At 70.3% G+C, this 24,465-nt stretch carries 18 protein-coding genes; 6 read left to right on the forward strand and 12 right to left on the reverse strand.

The window, feature by feature from the left end; all coding sequences use genetic code 11:
* Positions 1-121: 121 nt before the first annotated feature.
* Entirely contained in the window at positions 122-4,126 is a 4,005-nt protein-coding gene (locus ACE7GA_RS14655) for a M10 family metallopeptidase C-terminal domain-containing protein (protein ID WP_376087645.1), read from the forward strand.
* A gap of 69 nt (positions 4,127-4,195) precedes the next feature.
* Here the strand turns inward: ACE7GA_RS14655 and xrtA are convergent, their stop codons facing one another.
* From xrtA to ACE7GA_RS14705, 10 genes are all read right to left on the reverse strand, one after another.
* Positions 4,196-5,704, reverse strand: coding sequence for an exosortase A (gene xrtA / locus ACE7GA_RS14660; protein ID WP_376087647.1), 1,509 nt, complete (start codon positions 5,702-5,704; stop codon positions 4,196-4,198).
* Positions 5,701-6,909, reverse strand: coding sequence for a TIGR03087 family PEP-CTERM/XrtA system glycosyltransferase (locus tag ACE7GA_RS14665; protein WP_376087649.1), 1,209 nt, complete (start codon positions 6,907-6,909; stop codon positions 5,701-5,703). Before ACE7GA_RS14665 ends, xrtA begins: the two co-directional genes overlap by 4 nt.
* Positions 6,906-7,949, reverse strand: coding sequence for a FemAB family XrtA/PEP-CTERM system-associated protein (locus ACE7GA_RS14670; RefSeq protein ID WP_376087651.1), 1,044 nt, complete (start codon positions 7,947-7,949; stop codon positions 6,906-6,908). The genes ACE7GA_RS14665 and ACE7GA_RS14670 overlap by 4 nt, the downstream gene beginning before the upstream one ends.
* Positions 7,946-8,779, reverse strand: a complete 834-nt coding sequence (locus ACE7GA_RS14675) for an XrtA system polysaccharide deacetylase (protein WP_376087653.1) — start codon at positions 8,777-8,779, stop codon at positions 7,946-7,948. The genes ACE7GA_RS14670 and ACE7GA_RS14675 overlap by 4 nt, the downstream gene beginning before the upstream one ends.
* 32 nt (positions 8,780-8,811) lie before the next feature.
* Positions 8,812-9,828, reverse strand: coding sequence for an AAA family ATPase (locus ACE7GA_RS14680; protein WP_376087655.1), 1,017 nt, complete (start codon positions 9,826-9,828; stop codon positions 8,812-8,814).
* 146 nt (positions 9,829-9,974) lie between these two features.
* Entirely contained in the window at positions 9,975-11,717 is a 1,743-nt protein-coding gene (locus ACE7GA_RS14685) for a TIGR03016 family PEP-CTERM system-associated outer membrane protein (protein ID WP_376087657.1), read from the reverse strand.
* Between the two features lie 59 nt (positions 11,718-11,776).
* On the reverse strand, positions 11,777-12,409 hold the full coding sequence (locus tag ACE7GA_RS14690; RefSeq protein WP_376087659.1) for a hypothetical protein: 633 nt from the start codon (positions 12,407-12,409) through the stop codon (positions 11,777-11,779).
* Positions 12,410-12,706: 297 nt separating this feature from the next.
* Entirely contained in the window at positions 12,707-14,221 is a 1,515-nt protein-coding gene (locus tag ACE7GA_RS14695) for an XrtA system polysaccharide chain length determinant (protein WP_376087661.1), read from the reverse strand.
* Positions 14,222-14,233: 12 nt separating this feature from the next.
* Positions 14,234-14,887, reverse strand: coding sequence for an XrtA/PEP-CTERM system exopolysaccharide export protein (locus ACE7GA_RS14700; protein ID WP_376087663.1), 654 nt, complete (start codon positions 14,885-14,887; stop codon positions 14,234-14,236).
* A 248-nt stretch (positions 14,888-15,135) separates the two neighbouring features.
* Positions 15,136-16,080 carry a hypothetical protein gene (locus tag ACE7GA_RS14705; RefSeq protein WP_376087665.1) on the reverse strand — a complete coding sequence of 315 codons (945 nt, stop codon included), beginning with the start codon at positions 16,078-16,080 and terminating at the stop codon, positions 15,136-15,138.
* Positions 16,081-16,097: 17 nt separating this feature from the next.
* Between ACE7GA_RS14705 and ACE7GA_RS14710 the strand changes: the two genes are divergently transcribed.
* On the forward strand, positions 16,098-17,237 hold the full coding sequence (locus tag ACE7GA_RS14710; RefSeq protein ID WP_376087667.1) for a glycosyltransferase family 4 protein: 1,140 nt from the start codon (positions 16,098-16,100) through the stop codon (positions 17,235-17,237).
* Here ACE7GA_RS14710 and ACE7GA_RS14715 read toward each other — a convergent pair.
* Positions 17,207-18,106 (reverse strand): glycosyltransferase, encoded by a 900-nt coding sequence (locus ACE7GA_RS14715; RefSeq protein ID WP_376087669.1) that lies wholly within the window; start codon positions 18,104-18,106, stop codon positions 17,207-17,209. The two genes, ACE7GA_RS14710 and ACE7GA_RS14715, sit on opposite strands and share 31 nt — an antisense overlap.
* Before the next feature lie 208 nt (positions 18,107-18,314).
* On the opposite strand from ACE7GA_RS14715, the gene ACE7GA_RS14720 reads away from it, so the two are divergent.
* Both ACE7GA_RS14720 and ACE7GA_RS14725 read left to right on the forward strand, forming a co-directional pair.
* Positions 18,315-19,172 carry a lytic transglycosylase domain-containing protein gene (locus ACE7GA_RS14720; RefSeq protein WP_376087672.1) on the forward strand — a complete coding sequence of 286 codons (858 nt, stop codon included), beginning with the start codon at positions 18,315-18,317 and terminating at the stop codon, positions 19,170-19,172.
* A gap of 191 nt (positions 19,173-19,363) precedes the next feature.
* On the forward strand, positions 19,364-21,094 hold the full coding sequence (locus tag ACE7GA_RS14725) for a calcium-binding protein (protein ID WP_376087675.1): 1,731 nt from the start codon (positions 19,364-19,366) through the stop codon (positions 21,092-21,094).
* A 493-nt stretch (positions 21,095-21,587) separates the two neighbouring features.
* Here ACE7GA_RS14725 and ACE7GA_RS14730 read toward each other — a convergent pair whose 3' ends face one another.
* Complete coding sequence (locus ACE7GA_RS14730; protein WP_376087678.1) at positions 21,588-22,769, reverse strand: zinc-dependent alcohol dehydrogenase; 1,182 nt, start codon at positions 22,767-22,769, stop codon at positions 21,588-21,590.
* 140 nt (positions 22,770-22,909) lie between these two features.
* Between ACE7GA_RS14730 and ACE7GA_RS14735 the strand changes: the two genes are divergently transcribed.
* Positions 22,910-23,443 (forward strand): (2Fe-2S)-binding protein, encoded by a 534-nt coding sequence (locus ACE7GA_RS14735; protein ID WP_376087681.1) that lies wholly within the window; start codon positions 22,910-22,912, stop codon positions 23,441-23,443.
* On the forward strand, positions 23,440-24,459 hold the full coding sequence (locus ACE7GA_RS14740) for an FAD binding domain-containing protein (protein ID WP_376087684.1): 1,020 nt from the start codon (positions 23,440-23,442) through the stop codon (positions 24,457-24,459). Before ACE7GA_RS14735 ends, ACE7GA_RS14740 begins: the two co-directional genes overlap by 4 nt.
* Positions 24,460-24,465: the final 6 nt, after the last annotated feature.

Here is a 24,465-nt window from a genome sequence, read left to right on the forward strand (position 1 = left end):
GCGCAAAACGTAACCTTACGCACACCCAATCGCTCACAATTGAGTGATAAGTCGCCCTCGGGCGGCGGGCCGGCGTCCGTTGGCGGGCGGGCTCTTCGTGCGGCAAGGGATCGCGTTCCTCATGGCCAGCCAAGCGTATGCTTCACCCGGGCTGACCGGGCCGGCCGATATCGTCGGCTTTGCGATGCAGAACGCCGGTGCGGGGCTGCTCGCGGCCGGCATCACGACGATGGGACAGGTGTTCGGTGCGGGTGACCTGCCGGCAGGGACCTCCCTCGTCGCCCATGTAGATGGAGCCCTGGTCCCGGTTCAGGTGGACGTAAAGACCACCTACGCGGACGGCTCCGTGAAGATGGCGGTCCTGACCGTCGCGCGGCCGGAGCTCGCGGCCGGAGCCTCTGCGGATGTCGTCCTTTCGCGCGCAGCCGGAGGGGCGACCGCCCCGGCGCTGGATCTGGCTTCGGCGCTCGGCGGCCATTCAGCCGCGGTGAACCTTACCTTCGCGGACGGACGCACCGTTTCGGTGGACGTTCTCGGCGCGTTGAAGGCCGCGCTGGCCGACGGCTCCGCGAGCTTTTGGCAGCAGGGGCCGCTGGCCACGCAGGCGCGCGTGGATGTGCCGGTCGGCGGCTCCATGCGGCTGGTCTTCGACGTGACGGCGTTCAACGACGGCCATCTGTCGATCGACGCGCTGTTCAACAACGACGGCGCCATGGGGACTTCGGGCGGGCGCGTGAGCTACACGGCCACCGCCACGCTCGATGGCCGGACCGTGCTGTCCGAAACGGTCAACCAGGCGCAATACCAGAACTGGCACCGGGAGTTCGGGACCGGGGCGGACGGCACCCAGGGCCTTGGCGCGCAGGACGCGGGCTGGCTCAACATCCGGCACGATGTCTCCTACATTGAGCGCAGCGGCGCCATCCTCGACTACGATCAGGGGATCGCCCTCAAGCCCGAGCTGCTGAGCAGCTGGGCGACGGCGCTGAACGCACCGGGCTGGGGCGAGCCGCTCTCCTCGAACGGCGTGGCGAAGTACATGCCCGGTACCGGCGCGCGCGAGGATATCGGCGCGACCACGGCCGCCAACAGCGCGTGGCTCATCACCGGGAACGCCGTCGCCGCGGCGCGGGCCATGGGGCAGGCGGAAGCCGCGGGGTCCGTCCCCTGGAACATGTGGGACGCGAAGAACGACACCTGGCTGAGCAGCGACGACTATCCGAAACTCTGGACCGACGGGCGCGGCGGGACGGGGAAGGCCGGCGTGTCCAGATCCACCGGCCTGACGCAGCAGGTGCCGACGGATACGGGCTGGACGCCGGATTCCGCACACCAGCCGAACCTTTCCTTCGTTCCCTACATCCTGACCGGCGAGCGCTGGATCGCGGACAACCTGACGGCCCAGGCCGCCTGGAACGTGATGAACGCCTGGCCGGCGATGCGGACGTCGAACAACGACGTCGTCGTGAACCAGGTTCAGGTCCGTGCCGCCGCGTGGTCGCTGCGCGAGATCGACCAGGCGGCCTGGGCGGCGCCGGACGGCTCGGCCGAGAAGTCCCTGCTGCAGTCGGCGTCCGAGGCGAACTGGAAATGGCTTGTCGCGCAGCTGCCGGCCTGGACGGCGATGCAGGGCGAGGCCCATGGCTGGCTGCCGATCAGCATCAACGGCACGCAGTCCGTCGCTCCGTGGCAGCAGGACTACTTCGCCTCGACGGCGATCGCGGCGGCGGAGCGCGGCAATGCCGATGCCCTGACTGTGGTGACGTGGATGGAGAACTTCCTCGTCGGCCGTTTCCAGGCGGCCGACAAGGGCTTCGCCATGCATGACGGCGCCGCGTACCACATCGTCACGGGCAACGCGGCGACGGGCGAGGTGTACAAGACCTGGGCGGAGATCGGCGCGGCCACCGTGAAGGCCGGCTGGTCCAACGGCACGGGCTGGGCGCAAAGCCAGGGCGACTATGGCAAGCTGGCCCTGCAGACGCTCGCTTCCCTCTACAACCTGACGGGGTCGGCGGCGGCGAAGCAGGCCTACGAGGCGGTGCTCGCGGACCACCCGCCCTTCACCTCCATGCTCGGCTATGGCGGGGAGCCGCAGCAGGCCATCACCATCGCCGACAGCTACGCCAAGCTGGCCTGGGGCACCGCGGTTGCCAACCCGGCGCCTTCCTCGGGGCACGCGCCGGGCACGCCGACGACGGCCGCCGCCACGTTCGCCTCCGTTTCCGACATCACCGCGACGGGGTCGGATGACAGCGTGGCCCTGTCGAAGCCGGTCAGCGGCGGGACGGTGAACCTGCTGGGGGGGAACGACCGCCTGGTGCTCTCGTCCGCCGGACCGAACACGCTGACCGTGCTCAACACCGAGACGATCATGGGGGGCGGCAGCGGCGACACGATCACCCTCAGCGCGGCCCTGACCGGCGGCTCCGTCAACCTCGGCGCCGCCATGGACAAGCTCGTCCTGTCCTCGAACGGCCCGAACGACGTGACGACCTTCAGCGTCGAGCTCGTCGTCGGCGGGTCCGCTGCGGACCGCGTCGCCGCGACGGGCCCGGCCGCGCGCCTCGAGGGCTGGGGCGGGGACGACACGCTCACGGGCGGACCCAACGACGACACGCTGCACGGCGGTGCCGGCGCCGACCTTCTCGACGGCGGCGCCGGAAGCGACCTCGCGCTCCTCGAAGGCAAGCAGGCGGACTACGTGTTCTCGGGCTCGACGGCGAACTTCAGGGCCACCGCGGGCGGCGTGACGGATACGCTGCTCAACATCGAGCGCGTGAAGTTCCTCGGCTCGGGCATCACGCTGGCCGTCACCGGGCTGACCATCACGGCAGCCCCGAGCGCCGCCCCCGCTCAGACGACAATTCCCGACGCACTCACCGCCCCGATCCCTGCCGCGGCGACAGCCCCCAGTGCAGGTCCGACGCCCGCGACAACCGGCGCCACCGCCACCGTCACGGGCACGAGCGCGACCGGTACGGCCGGGGATGACGCCGTCACCCTGTCGAAGCCGGTGAGGATGTACACGGTGGACCTCCTGGGCGGCACGGACAGCCTCGCGCTATCCGCAACCGGCGCGAACAAGGTGACGGTCTCCAACGTCGAGGCGATCACGGGCGGCGCGGGGACCGATACGGTGACCGTCGCCGCCCCCTTGACGGGGGGTGTCGTGGACCTGGCGGGCGGGTCGGACCGGCTGGTCCTCTCGTCCTCCGGGCCTAACACGGTCACCGTGCAGAACGTCGAGAGGATCGTCGGCGGGAGCGCAGACGATGCGGTCACGCTCAGCATGCCGACGGTCCGGGCCGTCGTGGACCTCGGCGGCGGCCACGACACGCTCGTCCTGTCGTCCGGCGGGATGAACCTGGTCCGGGCCTGGAACGTCGAGACCGTGATCGGGGGCGCCGCGCAGGACACGGTGATCCTCGGCACGCCCCTCTCGGGCGGGACCGTCGACCTCGGCGACGGGCGAGACACGCTCTACCTCTCGGCCACCGGCGCCAACAAGCTCACCCTCCTCAACACCGAGAGCGTCGTCGGCAGCAGCGGCGCCGACGAGGTCACCCTCGGCACGGCGGTGACCCACGGGCATTTCGACCTGCGCGGCGGCGCCGACCGGCTGGTGCTCTCCTCGGACGGTGACAACAGCATCGCCGTCGTGAACACCGAGACGGTGATCGGCGGGGCTGCGGACGACCGGATTGTCGTGACGGGCAATGCCGCCACCCGCGTGGAGGGCGGGGCGGGTCGCGACGTCCTGATCGGGGGTGCCGGCGCGAACACGCTCCTCGGCGGCGCTGGCGCCGACGTCATGTCCGGCGGTGCGCGCGGCGACCGTTTCGTGTTCACGGCGGTGTCGGATTCGACGGCCGAGGCGCCGGACCGGATCACCGACTTCGACGGCAGGGCGGACCTGCTGGTCTTCCAGGGCCTGATTCACGGCGACTTCGCGTTCCGTGGTGCGGCGGAGTTCACGGGCCAGGGCAGCTCCGAGGCGCGCTACGTGGAAGCGGCGCACCAACTCCTCGTGGATACCGACGGCAACGGGACGGCGGATATGCGGGTCGTCCTGGATGGGATTAGCCTCGCCCAGCTTTCGGCGGCCGACTTCGTCTGGAACTGACGGCTCGCGCTTGCGAGCGCGCGGCGGGCCCCCAGCGTGCGCGTCGGCCGCGCGCGTGGTCGCGGCCGGTCAGGACCCGCCGCGTCCCCCTGACGCCGCGGCGGCGGCGGCCGCGAGAGCCGGCCCGTGCCGTTCCAGCACGTTGCGGAGCACGCTTCCGTCCCGCGTGGCGTCCGCCTGATCCCTTGGGCGCACCTCGATCACCGCGAGCACCGGCCGCCCTGGCGAGTCCTGGAAGGGTCGCAGCGCCTGCCTTGCCCGCGTGCGGAGGCCGTCCCCGGCCGGGTGACCATCGAGCCAGGTGGCGACGCCCCAGGCCGAAGCGGGCGTACCGCGGCGGGCATGCGCCACGCGGCCGCGCCACGCGCCACCCAGCATCGACACGGAGAAGGTGACGTCCTCGTCCTCCTCCCCGCCCGCGGCCTCACGCCGGGCCGCGACCACGGCGCGCCAGTTCGTGGACGGGTGGAAGGCAAGGATAGCGGCGGAGACGGTGACCCCGCCGCAGTCGAGCGTGCCGTCCGGACGCGATGCGCATCCCGGGATGTCCGGGAGCGCCAAGGGCGAGCGCTGCGGCGGGGCCGCCCCAGCGCGGTCGAGGGCGCGGGCCGCCGCCGGTCCCACCGCGGCGAGCGAGATGGCAAGGGCCGCGGCGGTCGCGACGGCTACCGGCCGCGGCGACGGCCCGGGCGGGGTGGGTCGCGTGACGCGGGGCGGCGCGCCGTCCTGGCGGAAGGGAAGACCGGCCAGGATCATCAGCAGCAGCACGATGGAGAAGAACACCCAGCCATAGGTGACGTGGTCAGCCTCGATCGCAGCCGCGGAGCCCTGGTACTGGCCGATGACGACGAGGCCGAGCGCACGGATGCCGTTCGCGAGGATCGGCACGACGACGGCGATGACCATCACCGCCGCGCGGCGCCAGGGCGAGCGGAACATGACGGCCGCGTAGAGCGCGCCGAAGGCGAGCGCCGCGATGACGAAGCGCAAACCCGCGCAGGCCTCGGCGACGTAGAAGACGCCTGCGGGAACTTCGATGATGAGCTCGTCCACGTAGTGGGAGATGCCCGTGAAGTTCAGTCCGAAATCCACGAGACGGGCCGTGATGGATTGCAGGAGAGGCACGGTGAAGGCGCCGAAGGGGACGAGGAAGACGAGGTAGGCGAGCGGTACCGCCATGGCGCGGCAGACGCGCCAGCCCAGGACGGCAAGCAGCAGGACGTAGAGCAGGCCGAGGGCCGCGAATTGCTGACCCTCCATGATCCCCATGCGTTCCGCCGCGAACCAGGCGAGTGCGGGGGCGAGGCCGAGCAGGGCGACGAGGGGTTGCGGTTGCGGCCGCAGCACGGCGAAGCGGTCGCGCCGCTGCCATGCGAGCCAGGCGGCGACCGGCAGGACGAGCCAGCAGTGGTTGTAGGCGGTGGAGGCTTCCCAGGTGCGGACGGCCGCTGCGACTTCCGTGCGGAACAGCCAGCCGAGCGCGGCCATGCCGAGCAGGAGGATTGGCAGCGCGATGCGCCAGCCCTCGCGCGCCTCGGTGTTGTCGGCGAGGGCAGGGGGCGCGTGGGTCGTGCTCATCCCGTCCCCTCCAGGATCGCGTCGAGGCGGCGCAGCGTCGCGCCCCAGTCATGGCCGGACATGACGGCGGCGCGGGCGCGGTCGCCGAGGCCGGGATGGCGGCCGTCCAGGACCTCGGCCACGCGCGCGGCCGTTTCCTCCGCACCGTCTGCGACCAGCAGGTCGCGGCCGGCGCTCGCGCGGACGCCCTCGTAGGCCTGGGGCGTCGCGACGACGGGGCGTGCCATGGCCATGGCTTCCAGCACCTTGTTCTGGATACCCCGTGCGATCAGCAGCGGCGCGACCGCGACCGCGGCATGACCGATGTAGGGGCGCACGTCGGGAACCGGACCCGTGACGTGGACGCCCGGCCGATCGGCCAGCGCGCGCACGGCGGCGGAAGGGTTCTGGCCGACGATCCAGAAATCCGGCGCGGGATCGCGGTCCCGCAGGCGCGGCAGGACGGCGTCCGCGAACCAAGTCACGGCCTCCACGTTCGGGCGGTAGTCCATCGTGCCGGTGAAGACGATGGCGGGGGCATTGCCGAAGGGGCTTTCCCCGCGCGAAGCGGCGGCGAAGCGCGACAGGTCCACGCCGTTGTCCACGTGGTCCAGGCGATCGGCGCATTCCGGCGCGAGGCGCGCGAAGCAGCGCGCTTCCTCCTCCGAGACGAATATGGCGCGGTCGAACTCCATGGCGGCACGGCGTTCGAAGGCGAGCAGGGTCGTGGCTTCCCGCGCCCAGACGTAGCGCATGGGCAGGCGGGCATCGGCGGCATAAGCGCGCCATTTCTCGGAATCCACGTCAACGAGGTCGAGCACGCGCCGCCGGATGGAGCGGGCGGCATCACCCATGACGTAGGGCGCGACGGCGGAGGAATAGGCCAGCGCGGCGCCGTAGCGACGCGCGGCCAGACCCTCATCCACCCAGGTCGCGAGGCCCGTATCGTGGAACCAGCCGAGGGAGAGGGGCGCACCGGGACGCGCGCGCAGCAGGGCACGGAGGGCGGAGGACCGCTTCGACCCGACGAAGGGCGCCTCCACCCGCGCGCAGACCGTGCGGAGGAAGGGAAGGTGGTCCAGGTCCGCCGGATCGTCCACGAGGCAGCCGAGCTCGACCTCCCAGTCCCGCGCGAGGTGCGAGAGCATATGCCAGGACCGGATCTTCTCGCCCTTCTCCGGCGGATACGGGATGCGGTGGGCGAGGAAGAGCAGCCGCCGGTTCATCCGAGGCCCCGCACCAACGGCGGGCCCAGGATATTGGCGACGGGCAGAGGCAGTCGCTTCCAGGCCTGGATGAAATACCGGTACTTCGGGTTGTTCGGATTGTTCTCCGGGATCCGTGCGCCGGGTGCGAGGCGGTAGCAGTAGCGCAGCTCCTGCGGTTCGAACCCCCAGTTCTTCTTGTAGGAGAACGCGCCGGTGTCGGCCTTGCTGCGGCCGAAGTCGAACAGCGTCGCGCCGCGCTCGGCCCCGGCGCGGCGCATGACCTCCCAGTACATGAAGTCATTGGCTGAGAGGGCGCGCGCGTCCTTCGTGCCGCCGCCATAATAGGGCAGTACCTCTTCGCGGAAATGGAAGTTCAGGACGGCGGCGACGGGCTTGTCCTCGTGCAGGACGGTCGTGACGTCGTGCTCGCCCGGGAAGGCCTTGGCGAGCAGGCGGAAGTAGCGGCGCGGGAAGACGGGGGACCCGAGGTTGCGCACGCTTTCGGCATAGACGCGGTGCAGGCGGTCCGTATCGGAGTCGGAGACCGAGGTCAGCCCGGCCTTGATGCCCTTGCGCACCTCCGCCCGCTGCTTGCGCGGGATGTTCGCGGCCTGGTCTTTGGCGTCGTCGCCGGTGATGCGGATGGGCTTGCGGAAAGTGAAGTAGAGCGGCGGGCGACCCGTCCACCCCTCATCCACCGCATCGCGGCGGCGGTATTCCAGCACGGGGGAGCCGAGCTTCTTCTGCAGGTCGAGCGCATGGGATTCCAGGGCCGAGGCGGCCTCCGGCGTCGCCGCGACAGGCCCGCCATAGACGCAGTAGGGCGTCGAGGAGAGGCTGTCGCCGAAGAGCACGGTCCGCATGCGCGCGAGCGGCAGGACGCCGACGACGGCGCCGTCCTGTTCCGCCATCGCGTAATAGGTCGGGTGGCCAAAGGCTTCGCGGATGACCCGCGCCCAGGGGGCGAGGTGGAAGAAGGTCGCGTCATGCGTGGCGCGCACGAAGCCATCCCAGGCGACTGCGCGCGAGTCGTCGAGGGCGTGGATCCGAACGCTCATCGCGCAGCCCCGATATCGGCGGCGAAGACCTCATCCATGCGTCCCCAGGCGAAGTGGTGCAGCAGCCGCTCCAGCCTCGTCTCCATGGAGGCGAGGCCGGTGTAGTGGCGGAAGCGGGACAACCGCCCGGCCTCCGCGACGCGCGGCTGGCCCGGATCCACCTCCCACGGGTGGAAGTAGAAGACGCCACGCAGGCCTTCGGAGGACGCGCGGCGCAGACCCGCGCGGAACACGGCGTAGGGCAGCAAGCGGAACCAGCCGCCACCGGCGCAGGGCAGGTTGCGCGACACGCCGGGCACGCGCGCGGTCGTCATCGGGATTTCCACCACCCCGTCGGGACGCGGACGGTGCGGCGTCCGTGGAGCATCCGGCGCCCCGTAGAGGTCGTGCTTCACGGGAAAGACCGAGGAGGAATAGGCGTGGCCTTCCTCCGCCAACGCGGCATAGGCCCAGGGCGTGCGCGGGTTGATGGAAAAGGTCGGCGCGCGGTAGCCGCGCACCTCCACCCCGCCCGCGTCTTCCAGAGACCGCTTTGCGCGCCGGATATCCGCGCGGAAGGCGGCCTCGCCGATCTCGTGCACGAGCTGGTGTCCGTAGCCGTGCGACGCCAGTTCGTGCCCGCCGGCGACGATGCGCCGCACTAGCGCGGGATGCCGGTCCGCGACCCAGCCCAGGGTGAAGAAGGTGGCGCGCACGCCCCGCGCGGCGAAGCGCTCGAGGATGCGGTCGGTGTTCGCCTCCACGCGGCGCTCCAGCCCTTCCCAGTCGTCGCGCCGGATGGTCCGTGCGAACGCTTGCACCTGGAACCAGTCCTCCACGTCCACGCTCATCGCGTGTCGTGCCGCCGCTGACCGCGCCTCCATCAGAGGCGTCCCGCGCGTTCCGAGAAGAGGTCCATCAGCCGGTTGAAGACCCGCTCCCGCCGCGCTGTCTCGCGCTCCAACGCGTCGAGGCGGGCGGCGAGGTCGCGTACCACCTGCTCCACGTAGGGAGAGGAACCCCCGCCCGACCCGTAGCGCCCGTCCCAGCCTTCGCCGCGTGGCGCGGGGGGCGCGGAATCCGCCCCGCTGGACAGGTCCTCCTCCAGCTCCTGCGCGGTCGCCTGGACCATCGGAAGGGTCAGGACGTCCGACTGTTCCAGCGCTCCGCTCAGCAGCACGCGGGAGCAGAGGCGGTTGATGCGGCGCGGGATGCCGCCGGAATGACGGTGGATGACGTCGAAGGTCCCGTCCTCCCAGGTCGGGCGGCCCTCCCAACCCACGGTGCGCATGCGGTGCTCGATGTAGGCATGCGTCTCCTCGGCGCTGAGGCCGCCGAGGTGGTAGGAGGCGAGGACGCGCTGCCGCAGCTGATCGAGGTCCGGGGAGGCAATGATGCGCCGGAGCTGCGGCTGACCCATGAGGATCGTCTGCAGCAGCGCCCGTCCGCCATCGGTGATGTTGGAGAGCATGCGCAGCTCCTCCATCGCCGGCAGCGGCAGGGCCTGCGCCTCGTCCACGATCAGCAGGTGGCGGCGCCCACCGACGTCGGAGGAGCGCAGCGTGGCCCCGATGCCTTGCAGCAGCGCCGCCTTCGTGCCCTCCGACGGCACGCCGAAGGCGTGGGCGACGAGGCGCAGCAGGTCGTCGCCGCCCACCTGCGTCGTCGCGATCCGCGCGACGGCGTAGGTCGCCGGATCGAGCTGCGCGCAGAGCTTCTCGATCAGGGTCGTCTTGCCCGCCCCGACCTCGCCGGTGATGACGATGAAGCCCTCGCGTTGGGCGAGGCCGTAGGTCAGGTGCGCGTAGGCGTGCGCGTGCCCGCTGCTCGGGTAGAAAAGCCGGGCATCGGGAGTCATCAGGAACGGATGTTCCCGGAAGCCGTAGAAATCCACGTACATCGGTGCAGGGCCCTCGTCTGCTCCGCCATAACGCAGCGGAACGCGAAACGTTCGGCGTCCAATTTAATCGCTCTGCGTCGCCTGCCCGATAACCTGCCCCGCGCTTTTCGCCCTCCGGTCGATCAATGGATCGTCAGAGCGGAGCGTCAGAGCGCTTGGCGGACGCTCACGATCACCGCGTTCTGCACGGAATCGCTCGTGCCGCGCCGGGAGAACACGTCGGAGAACTCGGTCTGCCGGTTGGTGATGAGGTACTGCACCGAGCCAGCCAGATTCTGGTTGAAGCGGTGCGCCAGGGTCACGCGGAACGTGTAGGCGTTGCTGCTCTGCGACGTGATGAGGGAGTTGAGGGATCCGGTGCCCGTGAGCGAGCGCGGCGCCCCCGTATTGATCCGTCCGTAGCTGATCGAGGAGAGCAGGCTCGTCGCCTCCGAAAGGCTGCGGCTCCATCCCAACGCGATCGACGTGCTCTCCTGCCGGAAGATCGTCGTGCCCGTGACGGCGGAGACGGGGATCCGTTCCTGGTAGCCGAAGCTGAGCGAGAGGGTATCGCGCGGCAGGAAATAGGCGAGGGTGGCGTTCCCGATCCTGTTGCGGAACAGGCCGCTCTGGAGCGCGAGGAGGGATTCGCTGGCGAAGGCGCGGGAGGGACCGCCGGTCCGCACGTCGTAGGGCTGGCCGTCGGCATCCACGGCGGTGGTCGCCAGCAGGTCGGCGTCGCGTTGCCCGACGGTGCCGAGGCGGTCCGCGTAAGTCCCTGTCAGCAGTAGGTTCGCGCCGAAGGCCCAGCGAAACTCCGCCTGGGGCGCGGTGAAGCCGTCGCGTCGGCGTACCCGGACGGTGATGGAGGAGTCCGCATTGGGTTCCAGCCGCACCCCCGCACCCCAGACCGGCTCGGAGATCGAGAGCGGGTTGGTCCCGCCGTATTCCTGATCCTCGTAGCCGACCTCGGCGATGCCGATGATGCCGCGGGAGAAGGCGTAGCGCCCCTCCACCACGCCGATCGCGCGGTGGGCGCCGTCGAGCACGCCGGTGCCTTCGTATTCCGTGCCGGAGACGCGGGCCTCCAGCGCGACGCGGCCGAAGGCCTCGCCCGTGCGGACCGCGGCGAAGCCGGTGTGGGATGAGAAGTCCTGCGGGCGGAAGAAGGCCGTGGAGTTCGTGACGGTGGCATTGTCCGGGTCGAGCGTCCCCGAAGCGCCGCCCTGGCGCGAATACTGGTAGGTATAGCCGACGATTGCGTTGGCGACCGACCCGAAGCGCTGGAGGTAGTAGGGCGAGGCGGCGAAAGACACCGTCTGCGAGCGGTCGTTCCGGCGGATGTTGGTCGAGTCCGTCTCGGCGAAGCCGCCATTGACGGGCACAACGCGGGCATTGCCGCGCAGGTCCAGGAACAGCGAGCCGGGGATCACGCTCACGATGGCATTGGTGTTCAGGCGATGATCCACGCGCGTCTCGTCCTGGCCGGAGGCGTAGAAGCGCAGGCTCGGCGCGTAGGAGAGGGAGCCCTGCAACCGGAGCGTGTCGGCGGTGGCCCGGATCTCCGGCTGGATGCTCGTCACGATGTCGGCGCGGCTGTTGCGGCTGCCGGGGAAGACGTTGTCGGTCGCGTAGATCTGGCCGCCGATGCTCGGGAAGAACTCATAGGCGCGGCGCGGCTGGGTATCGGCCGCGGGTGCTACCGGCGCGTCGAAGGGCAGGTCGAAGAAGGTGCTCGTCCGGACCGGGGCCTGGCCGAAGGGGTCGCGCGAGCCGACGGTCCCGCCGGGGACGATCCCCTGCGGCAGGCCGGAACCCGTCGCGGTCGGGACGGGTGCGCCGCCCGTGTCATCCACCCCCTGGGCAAGCACCGGTCCCGGGGTGGCGAGGATCGCGAGTGCCAGCGGCACGGCCCGCCGGCACGTCCCCCTGGCAGGACCGTGCGGGCGGGGATCGGGGCGTCGGGCCATCAGCTTCCGTAGTCGTAAGCGCCGAACGTGTCCTTGGGAGACATGGTGGTTCCGTTCAGCACGAGTTGCAGGTTCGGGCAGACCTGGACGAGGTCCAGGGCAGCCTCGACCTCACCGCGCTGGGTCTGCTCCGCCTGCACCACCATCAGGACCTGCCCGACGACGTTGGCCAGTATGGAGGCCTCGCTGGCCGAAAGACAGGGTGGCGAATCGATGATGATCAGGTGTTGCGGAAACGCCGTGCCCAGGCCCCTCACCGCGACGGCGAGGGACTGGCTGGGAACGGTCCGGCCCTCGGCCAGCGTGCCGTAGGCGAGGAAGGAGAGGCGCGCATGCGCCGTCGGCAGCGCAAGGGGCTGTGCGCGACGGGAGGGGTCGGTCGCGAGGTCCCGGAGGCCTGGCATGGTCGAAAGGCCGAGCAGGTCGCTGAGGCAGCCGCGCTTCCCGTCGGCATCCACGAGGAGGACCGACCGGCCCGCACCGAGGGCAAGACCGGCGGCGAGGTTCAGGGCCGTGAAGCTCTTCCCCTCGCCCGGGCGGGCACTGGTGACGAGGATCAGGCGGGGATCGTGCCCCGGTCGCTCCGCCGGCCCCCGCGCCGAGGCGAGGACCTGGTTGGCGATGAGGGTCACCTCCTCCGACACCCCGGTTCCGGCCGGTGGCGACGAGGCCGGCGCGGACGAGGGTCTCGTCCGTGATGGGATCGCGGGCCGCCTCCCGCGCGATGGCCGGGGGAACCGCGGCCACCCCGTCCAGCGCCGTCGCCGGTGCGGGGGCCGGGGTGTGATCGATCACGGTGGTGGTCGCCGTAGCCGCCGGCAGGGCGGACGGCGGCGGCAGGACGGTGTCGTCGAGGACGAGGCCGGCCGACCGGCTCATCGCCTCGGCCGCGCGCTCGACGAGGTGGGAGCGGGCCTTCGGGTTCGCAGTCACGCGCGCATCCTTCCGACGAGTTCGGGGATCTTCTGGGTCAGCACCGGCCCGCCCGCGACGACCGCGCCGAAGGCTGCGACGAGCAGCAACGTCGCGACGCCGAAGGCCAGCGCGGGCCCCGTCCGCCGCCGCGGCCGCAGGTTCGTGATGGCCCCGAGCACCGGCAGGCCGAGGTTGCGGAGGTCCCGCGTCGAGTGGAACCCGCGGTCGAGGAGTGCACCGAGCGCCGCAATCGCGGCCCCCGCGCCGAGACCGAGGACGAGGACGCCAGCATCGAAGAGAAGGCGGTTCGGGCTGGTCGGCGAGCTCGGCACCGTCGGCGGCTCGACAACTTCAAGGCGGACCTGGTCGGCGCCGACGCGCGCCGCGCCTGCGACCTGGAGCGATTCACGACGGCCCAGCAGTTCCTCGTACTGGCGCCGGATCACGTTGTAGTCGCGGTCGAGGTTCTGCAGCTGCGCCTGGAGCTGCGGCGCGCTGCGCGCGAGGTTCTCGAGCCTCTCCACCTGGGCGCCTTCGTCGCGCACCTGCCGCTCGAGCGAGGCGATTTCCCCATCCACGTCGAGGACACGGAGGCGAAGCTGCTCCCGTAGCGGGTTCGGCACGCTGGCCGGGCGCGCGCGCCCACCGCCATCGCCGCCCGTACGGGCCGCGGCCAGCGCCTGCCGCAGGGCCTGGACCTCGGGATGGCGCTCGGTGAACCGGCCCTGCGCCTCGCGCAACTGGCGTTCCAGGTCCGCGACCCGCCCGGTGGGGGCACCCGAAGCGCCCGCGTCGTTCGCGAGCGTCGCAGGCGTCTGCTCCGTCTGCTCCGCGAGCAAGGCTCGGCGCGTCCGCGCGTCCTGCAGCTCGCCGCGCTGTTGCGCGAGCCGCTGTCGCGCAGCCTCGAGCCGCGACGCCCCGCCGTTCTCGTTCGGCAGCAGATCGATATAGCGAGTACGGAAGTCGGCCCGGCGCTGCTCCGCCTCGCGCAGCTGCACCTCGTAGGCCGCGATCTGCTGGCCGATGAAGTTCCGCGCGTTCTCCATCTGCTGGCGGTCGTTGCCGGTCGCCCGCTCGATGAAGAGGTTCAGCAGGGTCTGCACGACCGCCTGCGCGACCCGTGGATCAGGGTCGGAGTACTCGATCTGGAACAGGTTCCGGGTCTGCGGCGTGATCCTGATCTGCCGGGCGAGCGACTGGATCAGCCCGTCCCGCGAAGTCTCGTCGTAGACGCGAAGGTCGAGGTCCGTGCGCGCGACGACGCGCTCCAGGTTCGGCCGGCTCAACAGCGTGCGCTGTAGCACCTCGACCTGCGACGCCGTGGCGCCGTCCACGGCGATGCCGCGCAGCGCCTGCCCGAGGATGACGTCGGCATCCGCGTAGATCCGTGCGGTCGAGCGGTAGGAATTGGGGATCATGTGCACCGCCCCCCAGCCGAGGAGGCAGACGATCCAGGCGACGAGCAGCGCCTTCCAGCGGTGACGCCAGGCCACCGCGGCGTAGCGCCTGATATCAGGCAGGATGGACACCGTGGCGGGACCTCAGAACCAGCTTTGCGGGATGACGATCGTGTCGCCGGGACGCATCCGGACGTCCTGCGCGATGTCCCCGTCCTTCAGCAGCGCGGAGAGGCGGACCGGGATGACTTCGGACCCGCCGGGGCCCCGGCGGACGAGGCGGGCGCGGTCGCCGGCGGCGTAGCGGGTCAGGCCGCGGGAGGCGATCATGACGTCGAGCAGCGTCATGCCTTCGCGGTAGGGAATCGAGACCGGCTGTGCCGCCTCGCCGATCACGCGGACGAGGCTCGTGGACGGTCCCACGAAGGACTTCACGATGACGGAGACGTTGGGTTCGCGGATGTACTCGCGCAGGCGGCGCGAGATGTCCTCGGACAACTGCGTCGGCGTCTTCCCGGCGGCGTCGATGTCCGGGACCAGCGGCATGGATATGCGGCCGTCCGGTCGCACGGGCAACTCCACCGACAACTCGGGCGCGCGGTAGACGAAGATGCTGAGCGTGTCCCCCGGACCGATGATGTAGGTCGCAGGCGTCTCGAGGGCGGCCAACTGAGGTGGCGCGTAGTTCGAGGAGCACGCGACCGCCAGCAGGGGGACAAGGACCGCGACGGCTGCACGCCAGCGGCGGGTCGAAGCGCGGCGCGGCGGCAGAGTGTCACCTCGTTCCAAAATCAGCATCATCCCCTCTCCGGTAGGCGCGCCCCGCCCTTTGAGGCGGCTGCCGCGCATCGGCCATACACGCCTGCCCCCCTCCTCGCATCCGTCCGGGACGTGTCGTCACCAAGGTTTGTTGGCACGACCGGTGACCAGGCGACGCGTGCTTGGCAGCGCAGGCTTGGGCGTGAAAGGCCAGGGTGACGGTTGCGGTTGCATCACGGTGTCGGGCCGGGCGCGTAATCACCCGAAGGTGAAATGGATGGCGGGAGTCAGCGCACGGAACCCGGTCCGACGAGCGGCGCAACGCTGCCCAGGATCCTGTTGCCGACGAGCGTCGCCGGCGTCCCGGTCCGGTTCACGACGAAGGTCGTCGGCCCCGCGAGCAGGCTCTGGAAGTCGTTTGCCTCGATGCGCAGCGACGCCGTCGGCCGCCGCACCCCCTCCGCGCCGATCACGATGGCCGCCGTCGGGTTGCCGGTCTGCGGCCCCTTCCGGAGGCGGTTACGCAGGAGCAGCAGGTCGCCCCCGTTCGGCACGTCGACGAGGTAGGAGGAGGTGCCGTCAGGCCCGTCCTCGATCACGGAGCGCTCCACCTCCGTCCGCTGGGCGCGCGACTTCACGTGGTGGCAGGCCTGGGTGCCCGCGAAGCGGCTGCCGCGCACGGCAACGAGCGCGAGGTTCCCCGCGTAGATCCCGTGCGCGCACTCACGTCCCTCGCGCAGCGCACCGTTGCGCAGGAAGGTGCTGTCCTCGATCAGGAGGCGCGCCGACGGCAGGTTCGCGGCAGTGAGGATCCCGTTCTCGTTGTCGCGGAACGTGCTGCCGCGGACCGTCAGGTCGCCACCTTCGGCGCGGATTCCCGCGCCGTTGCCCGCCTCGGCCCGGGCGCCCTCGAAGGTCAGCCCGATCACCGTCAGGTTCGGCGCGGCCGCGACGAACAGGCCCTTGCCGCCACAGACTGGCCCGGTGATCACGACGGGACCCCCGGCCGCCTCCACCGTCACGTCCGGCGCGCGCCAGACTGCGCATTCGCGGTAAACGCCCGGTTCAATGAGCACGCGGTCGCCGGGCCGCGCGGCCGCCGCCGCCTCGCCCGGCGTGGAGTGGACCTCACCGGGGCCTACGCGCAGGATGCGCCCATCCGCCAGGGCCGGTCCGATCAGTGCCGGTCCGATTCCGGTGACGAGGAACGCGACGAGCGCGCGGCGGATCATGCGGGGACCCCTGGGCGTTGACCTTTCCGACCGTGACGACATCCGGCGCCGCGCGTCCATCCCGCGGCGCGCCGCTCGTCCTTCACGTCTTCCCCACCTTCGCGGTCGGCGGCGCTCAGGTGCGGTTCGCCGCCGTCGCGAACCGCTGGGGTGACCGGTTCCGTCACGCGATCGTGTCCCTCGATGGGCGGACGGAATGCGCCGCGCGGCTTGCCGTGCCGCACACCGTGTTGGCGGCGCCGGACACGAAGGCCAGGAACTTCCCGCAACGTCTGCTCTCGATCCGCGCGGCATTGCGCCGGGTCGGCCCCGACGTCCTCGTGACGAGCAACTGGGGCGCCATCGAGTGGGCGATCGCCAACCTGGCCCCGCCGCGAGTCCGTCATGTCCATACGGAGGACGGGTTCGGTCCGGACGAGGCGAGCGGCCAGAAGCCCCGCCGGATGCTGGCGCGCCGCCTGTCTCTGCGCCGCTCGACGGTGGTCCTGCCCTCGGGCGTGCTGCTCCGCTCGGCGCGTGAGGCCTGGCTTCTACCGGAGCGCGGGCTGCGCTTCGTTCCCAACGGCGTCGCCCTGTCCCGTTTCCGCCCGGATGGGCCGCCGGCCGCCCTGGACGTCCCGGGCGAAGGCCCCGTCGTCGGGACCGTCGCGGCCCTGCGGCGGGAGAAGAACCTGGGGCGACTGATCCGCGCCGTCGCCCGGCTGCACCGGGAGGGCATGGCGGTGCGCCTGCTTGTCGTCGGTGGCGGGGAGGAACGCGCGGCGCTCGAGGCCCTCGCGCGCGCCGAGGGGCTCGCGGACGTCAACCTTTTCGCTGGGCCCATCCCCGACCCCGCGGCCGCCTATCGCGCGATGGACGTCTTCGCCCTGTCCTCCGACACGGAGCAGATGCCGTTCTCCGTGCTCGAGGCGATGGCGACCGCGCTACCGGTCGTGGCGACGCGCGTGGGCGACGTCGCCGGGATGGTCGCGACGGAGAACGCGCCGCATTTGGCGGACCTCGACGACGGCGCCTTGGCCGACGCGCTGCGGCCGCTCCTGACGGATGCCACGTCCCGCGCCCGGCTCGGCGCCGCGAACCGGGCGAAGGCGGAGCGGGACTACGACGAGGAAGCGATGTTCGCGACCTACGCGGCGCTCTGGGAAGGCCGGGCCTGACGGACCGCGACGGCGCGACCGATGCGCCGCGCCGCCAGCCTGTCGAACAGCCTCTCCAGCCCCGACACGGCAGGGCCGGGATCCTCGCCGCGGGTGCGATAGAGGTCTTCGATCTCGCGCGGCATCGCCTCGACCCCGCGCTCGAAGAGGAGAGGGTAGAGCATGGCGTCCTGGCGACGGCGCAGGGCGTAGCGGATCCGCCGACGAAGATAGATCCGCATGTCCCGCGGCGACCAGGGTGAAAGGGCGGGGTAGCGGAACCCACCCTCCTCGGTTGCGACGATCCGCCGGTCGTCGCGGTGACCCCGGGTGTCGAGGTCGTAGCGAAGAAGCGTCGTCACGAGCCCGTCTTCCCCGATGAAGCCGGCCGGCAACCGGATGCCGCGGGAGCGCAAGGCCGCGACCACGCTGCCACGCAGGCCGTAGAGGTTTCCCGCCATCTCCCGCCTGGAGAGCAGCTTCTCGCGGAAGGCCTGCCGGCTCCGGCCCGTCAGCGGCAGGGTGGCGCAGCCAAGCGCCGCGGGCTCGTCGCGCAGGTGCGCGAGCATGCCCGTCACCGACCCCGGCGCCACCGTGACATCGCCGTCCGTGAACACGTGTAGCGTCGCGTCGGCCGGAGCGAGGACGTGGACGTAGTGGTTCCAGGTCTCCGCCTTGTCGCCGCGCGGGAGGACAACCGGGTTGAGCGCGTAGGCCTTGGTCTCATAGGCGCGGACCACGGCCTCTGTCCCGTCGCTGCAGCCGTTGATGAGGACGTGCACCGACAAAGTCGCCTCGCCGGCGATCTGCGCCAGGGCTTCGAGGCAAGACCGGATCGAGGCCTCTTCGTCATGCGCAAATACGGCGACCGACACCGTCGCTCCGCTCATGGTTTCGATCTCTCCGGCTGCCGTGCGGTGAAAGCCGCTTGTCCGCGCAGGGCTCAACTCCTTGCCTGCGCCCGATCACGCCGACGCAGACTCAATCCTTCGTGAACCAGCGGCCAGCCTGGGCGGGCATGCCGTGGATGACCTGATCTTGAGTGGCCTTGGACAGATCGCTGACGCTAGCGCAGCGATCGTCAGTGAGGACGATACCTTGAGCAACGCGAGGACTCCGGCAGACATCGGTACGCCACGTACCGATGGGTGCTCCATCCCGATCGCCATCACGCTCGTCCTCCTCGGGAGCTTTTCCGACGCGGCGGCCACGGGTTCCTCGTCGACCGCCCCGATCCCGCCGGAACCGTCGGCCGGAACACTTTGCCTGCCGGCCATCGCAGCGGCGGAGCGCGCGGCCAGCCTTCCGCCCTATCTCCTGCGCAGCATCGCGTTCGTCGAGAGCGGGCGTCCCGACCCGCTGACCGGCCGGGTCGTTCCCTGGCCCTGGACGATCAACGCGGGCGGCCGCGGCTACTACTACGGCACGAAGCAGGAAGCGGTCGCCGCGGTGGCCGCCCTGCGCATGGCGGGCGTCCAGTCGATCGACGTGGGCTGCGCCCAGGTCAACCTGATGCATCACCCGCAGGCCTTCGCGTCCGTGGATGCGGCTTTCGACCCGGCGACGAATGCCGCCTATGCCAGCCGGTTCCTTCGCGCGCTCTACGCAACGACGGGAAACTGGCACCACGCGGCGGCGAGTTACCATTCCCACGGGACGGAGCGCGGCTACGACTACGCGCGGCGCGTGGTCGCGATCTGGCCGGATGCTTCCCGATACGGAAGCCTGCCCGCGGCGCCTGCGGACGCGCCCGGGGCGATGGCCGAGATCAGCCAGTTGACGCCGGCCTTCGCGGCGGCAGTGCGGCGGATGGAAGCGGACAGGCGGGCGCGCGCGCCCTTGCGGATCGAGGCGGCGAACGACCGGTCCTTTTGGATCAACCGCCCGCCGGAGCCCCGCCTCCCGGGCCCGGCCGGCCGGCGAACTGCGGGCGCGACGACCTTCCGCGCGGGGTGATGCGCGACCTGCCATCCCCCAGACCGAATGGAACGCCGAAAATTTTGCTTCGAGGTCGCGAAACCGTCAGCGCATCCCCTGACCTTCTGGGCCGTTCAAGGCCCGGTTTCGTGCGTGGCGCCGCCGGCGAATGCCGCCCCGATGTCGGGGCGCCGGTGCCAGGCCGCTGAGAAGATGGAGGAGCTCGTAACATGGCGAACATCATCGGTACGTCCGGAAATGACGTCATCACCCCGACGCAGGCCACGCTGGGCGTCGTCGGCGGTCCTGCCACGAGTGCGGCCGACAACATCTTCGGAGACGCGGGCAATGACTCCCTCGATGGCGGTGGCGGGAGCGACTTCATCATCGGCGGCCCGGGCGCCGACACGATGCGGGGCGGAGACGGCGCGAACGATCGCGACAGCGTGGCCTATTCGGCCGCGGCCGCAGGTGTGGTCGTCAGTCTTCTGACCAGCCTGCAGGCCGGCAGCTCAGAAGAGGCGGGTGACTCGATCAGTGGCTTCGAGAACATCGTCGGGTCGAGCTTCAATGACAGCCTGACCGGAGACAACAACGGCAACACGCTGTTTGGCAACGCCGGCAATGACACCCTGGCCGGCCTCGGCGGCGAGGATGACCTTCAGGGCGGGGCCGGCGTCGACGCGCTCGACGGTGGCGCCGGTAACGACGCCCTGACGGGCGGCGCCGACGGTGACCTCGTGAACGGCGGGATCGGAACCGACGTCGCGGCGTACTTCGACTCGCCAGCGCCCATCTATGTGAATCTCAATGTCTCGACCGACGTTGGCGGCGGTGACGCGCAGGGCGATACGCTCATCGGCATCGAGAATGTCGCGGGATCGAACTTCAGTGACACGCTGATCGGCGACGAGATCGGCAACAGCCTGCTCGGAAATGCGGGTAACGACACGATCACGGGCAATGGCGGGAACGACACCCTGACCGGCTTCACCGGCAACGACGTGCTGCGGAGCGGCGATGGGTCGGACCTGATCGATGGGGGCGACGGGATCGACATCCTGGACGGCGGCACGGGCGCTGACACCCTCGTGGGCGGCGCGGGTGACGACCAGTACGTCGTGGACAATAGCAACGATGCGCTGGTCGAAACGAACGGCGTGGGTAACGGCTACGACATCGTCTACTCGACCGTGGACTTCACGTTGGCGGCGAACGTCGAGGCACTCGTCCTGCAGGAGGGCTCGGTCGCCCGCAACGGCATCGGCAATGCCGGCGGGAACTCCCTTGTCGGCAACGCCAACGTCAACATCCTGATCGGCCTCGCCGGCGACGACGTCTACGTCATCACCGGGCCGCAGGACACCGTCATCGAGCAGCCGGGCGAGGGCTACGACGAGGTCTACACCTACAACGACTACGCCCTCGTCGATAACATCGAGACCCTGTTCCTGCTTGAGGGCTCGGCCGCGATCTTCGGCACGGGCAACGGCGCGAACAACGCGGTCATCGGCAATGCCAACAACAACGTCCTCTCGGCCGGCGCGGGCACCTTCGAGTTCATGAACGGTGGGGCCGGCGACGACGTCCTCATCGGCGGCATTGGGCACGACGAGATGCTCGGCGGTGCCGGGGCCGACTACTTCCGCTTCGAGAGCGGAGCAGACTTCTTCAACGGCGCGCAGAACGACGCCGACTTCATCTACGACTTCACCCCGGGGCAGGACAAACTGCAGTTCAGCGCGGCGGCCTTCGGGGTCAGCGAGATCAATCCGGGCGGCAACTTCTTCGTCAGCAGCGACGTCCCGGCGGCGGCCTTCAATACGCCGACCTTCCTCTACAACAACGCCTCCGGCTACCTCTTCTATGATGCCGACGGCAGCGGCTCGGGCGCCCCGGTCATCGCCGTGCTCCTCAACGGCGTGCCGCAGATCAGCGCGACCGACTTCGCCTTCTATTGACGACAGGCAGGGCAGCCGTGGGACGCGCCGGCCGGTGTGTCCCGCGGCTGATCCGTCACATCCGGGTTTACCGGAACGTTCCTGAGGTCTTTGCCGCAACGATTCGGTGTCAGCTGCGTATCTTCCATGCCCGCCGCGCAGGCGGCCGTTCAACCAGGAGCTGCGGCCATGAACAGCATCATCTACATCGTCGGTCTGGTCGTGATCGTCCTCGCGATCCTCGGCTTTCTCGGGTTCCGCTGATCCGAAGCGCGCCGAGGGTCCCGCGGGCACGGCCCGCGGGACCTCGCGCCTGCCGCTACTGCTCCGCTGAGCCGGAAGGCACCTGCTTCGCGTACTGATGCGCGAGCGCCGCGGAGGGCGTGACGCTCGGCATCGCGGCCCTGTTGTTTGGACCGAAGACGATATCTCCGCCGCCGCGCTCCGTAGCCTGCCACGCATCCCTTGCGACGGTCGCCGGATCACCCTTCCGGGCCATTCCGTGGAGTGTTCGCTACGATCCGGGTTTTAGGACGACCTTGATGCAGCCGTCCTTCTTGTCCCTGAACGTGCCGTAGAGGTCGGGTCCGTCTTCCAGCCGGGCACGGTGCGTGATGACGAAGGAAGGGTCGATCTTGCCCTCCTCAATCCAGCCCAGCAGCTTCCGCAGGTAGTGCTGCACGGGGGTCTGGGCCATCTTCATCGTGATGCCACGGTTGACGGCCGAGCCGAACGGGATCTTGTCCAGCAGCCCGCCATAGATGCCGATGATCGAAACGATGCCGAAGTTGCGGCAGCAATGGATCGCCTGCCGCAGCACGTGCGGCCGGTCCGTGCCCATGAAGGTCGCCACCTTGATGCGGTCGATGACGCTGTCGACGGAGGCGGTCCCGGAGGCTTCGGTACCCACCGCGTCGATGCAGGCATCGGCGCCGCGGCCTGCGGTCAGATTCATGATACGCTCGTACACGTCGACCTGCATGAAATCGAGCGTCTCGGCCCCGGCCGCGCGGGCGAGGGCCAGGCGCTCCGGCACCGTGTCCACGGCGATGACCCGTTCCGCACCGAGGAGGAACGCGGAGCGGATGGCGAACTGCCCGACGGGGCCGCAGCCCCAGACGGCGATCGTCTCGCCGCCCCGGATGTCGCAGAACTCCGCACCCATGTAGCCAGTCGGGAAGATGTCGGAGAGAAACAGGACTTGGTCGTCCGTCAGGTGCGGCGGGACCTTCGCTGGGCCGACATCGGCATAGGGCACGCGCACGTATTCCGCCTGCCCGCCGGGCACGCCGCCGAGGAGGTGGGAATAGCCGAACAGCGCGGCGGGCGAATTGCCCCATATGCGTGAGACCTTCTCCCGGCTCTCCTGCGGGTTGGACCGCTCACAGCCCGAGAACCAGCCGCGCCGGCAGAAGAAGCATTCGCCGCAGGAAATGGTGAAAGGCACGACGACGCGGTCGCCAACCGTCAGGTTGCGGACGTCGCGGCCTATCTCCACGACCTCACCCATGCATTCATGGCCCACGACGTCGCCGCGGCGCATGTCCGGGATCACCCCATCCATGATGTGCAGGTCGGAGCCGCAGATCGCGCAGGACGTGACCTTGATGATGCAGTCGGTGGGTTGCTCGATCCGCGGTTCCGGCACGGACTCGCAGCGCATGTCGTTCTTGCCGTGCCAGGTGATGGCCTTCATGCGCGGTCTCCAGGCGTCGGGGTGGAACGTCGGCGGATTCGCTTCGCTGCGATTGCGGGCGCGGAACGGAGGGGGCTGCCGGCAACGCCTTGCGCCGGGTGGCGTTCGGCGGGGGAGCGCCCCTTCGCAGGACTTCCCCGATGCCCGACCACAACGTCATCACAGAGGTCGCGCGCCCCGCACGCACGTCGGAGCACGCGATCTGCGTCAACCTGACCGTGAACGGCGAGGCACTGCGGCTAATGGTCGAGCCCTGGACCTCGCTGCTGGACCTGCTGCGCGACCGCCTCGACCTGACGGGGACGAAGAAGGGCTGCGACCACGGGCAATGCGGCGCCTGCACGGTTCTGGTGGACGGGGTTCGAATCAACTCCTGCTTGGCCCTGGTGGTCACAAAGGACGACTGCTCCGTCACGACGATCGAGGGGCTGGTGCAGCCCGGCGGCGCGCTGCATCCGTTGCAGGAGGCCTTCATCGCGCATGACGCCTTCCAGTGCGGCTACTGCACGCCGGGCCAGATCTGCTCCGGCGTCGGACTTCTGAAAGAGGGCCGGGCGCAGACGGCCGAGGAAATCCGGGAGCAGATGAGCGGCAACATCTGCCGCTGCGGCGCGTACCCGAATATCGTCGCGGCGATCCAGGACGTGCTTGGGCAAGGGGAGGGTGCACGGTGAACCCCTTCTCCTACGCGCGCCCGTCCAGCGTGGCGGAAGCGGTGCGCGAGGTCGCCACCAATCCTGCGGCCAAGGTGATCGCCGGCGGCACGAACCTCGTGGACCTGATGAAGTACCACGTGGAACGCCCGGCGCGTCTGGTCGACGTGTCGCGCCTTCCCGGGCTGAAGCAGGTCGAGGCTCGCCCGGACGGCACGGTCCGCATCGGCGCGCTGGTGACGAACACCGACGCCGCTTACCATCCCACGGTGCGGGAGGGCTGGCCGCTGCTGTCCTCAGCGTTGCTGGCGGGCGCGACGGCGCAGTTGCGCAACGCCGCGACGATAGGCGGCAACCTGCTGCAACGGACACGCTGCTACTACTTCTACGACGCGCAGATGCCCTGCAACAAGCGCGAGCCAGGGACGGGCTGTCCCGCCATTTCCGGCGTCAACCGCGTCCACGCCATCCTCGGCCATTCCGAGCGGTGCATCGCGACTCATCCCTCGGACATGTGCGTGGCCCTCGCGGCGCTGGAGGCCGTGGTGCACGTCGCGGGACCAGGTGGCGAGCGGCGGATTCCGATGGCGGAGTTTCACCGTCTGCCCGGCCATGAGCCGGAGCGTGATACCAACCTGGCGCGCGACGAAATCGTACTGGCGGTCGAGCTGCCGGCGCACCGCTTCGGGCTGCACCACACCTACCTGAAGTTGCGCGACCGGCTGTCCTACGCCTTCGCGCTCGTCTCCGTCGCGGCGGCGATGGAGATCGAGGACGGTACGATCCGCCGAGCCCGCATCGCGCTCGGCGGTGTCGCGCACAAGCCTTGGCGCGTGGAGGCGGCGGAGCGGATGATCGAGGGCATCCGCCCCGATCCCCGCCGTTTCGATGAAGTGGCGGAGTACCTGCTCGAGGGCGCGCGGGGCTTCCAGCACAACGCCTTCAAGATCGACCTTGCCCGCCGTGCGATCCACCGCGCGCTCGCGCAGGCCGCCGCGGGCACGCCGCAGTCCCAGACCGACAAGCGCATCGCGTGAGGGCCA

The organism is Roseomonas sp. CCTCC AB2023176 (assembly GCF_042259275.1).
In the GTDB taxonomy this organism is placed as follows: Bacteria; Pseudomonadota; Alphaproteobacteria; order Acetobacterales; family Acetobacteraceae; genus Roseomonas.

Excerpts from the sequence above, each read along its gene's own strand:
- ACE7GA_RS14655 (WP_376087645.1), top strand. The coding sequence starts at position 122 with ATGGCCAGCCAAGCGTATGCTTCACCCGGGCTGACCGGGCCGGCCGAT.
- ACE7GA_RS14705 (WP_376087665.1), bottom strand. The coding sequence starts at position 16,080 with ATGATCCGCCGCGCGCTCGTCGCGTTCCTCGTCACCGGAATCGGACCG.
- ACE7GA_RS14700 (WP_376087663.1), bottom strand. The coding sequence starts at position 14,887 with ATGCTGATTTTGGAACGAGGTGACACTCTGCCGCCGCGCCGCGCTTCG.
- ACE7GA_RS14670 (WP_376087651.1), bottom strand. The coding sequence starts at position 7,949 with ATGAGCGTTCGGATCCACGCCCTCGACGACTCGCGCGCAGTCGCCTGG.
- ACE7GA_RS14680 (WP_376087655.1), bottom strand. The coding sequence starts at position 9,828 with ATGTACGTGGATTTCTACGGCTTCCGGGAACATCCGTTCCTGATGACT.
- ACE7GA_RS14675 (WP_376087653.1), bottom strand. The coding sequence starts at position 8,779 with ATGAGCGTGGACGTGGAGGACTGGTTCCAGGTGCAAGCGTTCGCACGG.
- ACE7GA_RS14715 (WP_376087669.1), bottom strand. The coding sequence starts at position 18,106 with ATGAGCGGAGCGACGGTGTCGGTCGCCGTATTTGCGCATGACGAAGAG.
- xrtA (WP_376087647.1), bottom strand. The coding sequence starts at position 5,704 with ATGAGCACGACCCACGCGCCCCCTGCCCTCGCCGACAACACCGAGGCG.
- ACE7GA_RS14730 (WP_376087678.1), bottom strand. The coding sequence starts at position 22,769 with ATGAAGGCCATCACCTGGCACGGCAAGAACGACATGCGCTGCGAGTCC.
- ACE7GA_RS14665 (WP_376087649.1), bottom strand. The coding sequence starts at position 6,909 with ATGAACCGGCGGCTGCTCTTCCTCGCCCACCGCATCCCGTATCCGCCG.
- ACE7GA_RS14735 (WP_376087681.1), top strand. The coding sequence starts at position 22,910 with ATGCCCGACCACAACGTCATCACAGAGGTCGCGCGCCCCGCACGCACG.
- ACE7GA_RS14725 (WP_376087675.1), top strand. The coding sequence starts at position 19,364 with ATGGCGAACATCATCGGTACGTCCGGAAATGACGTCATCACCCCGACG.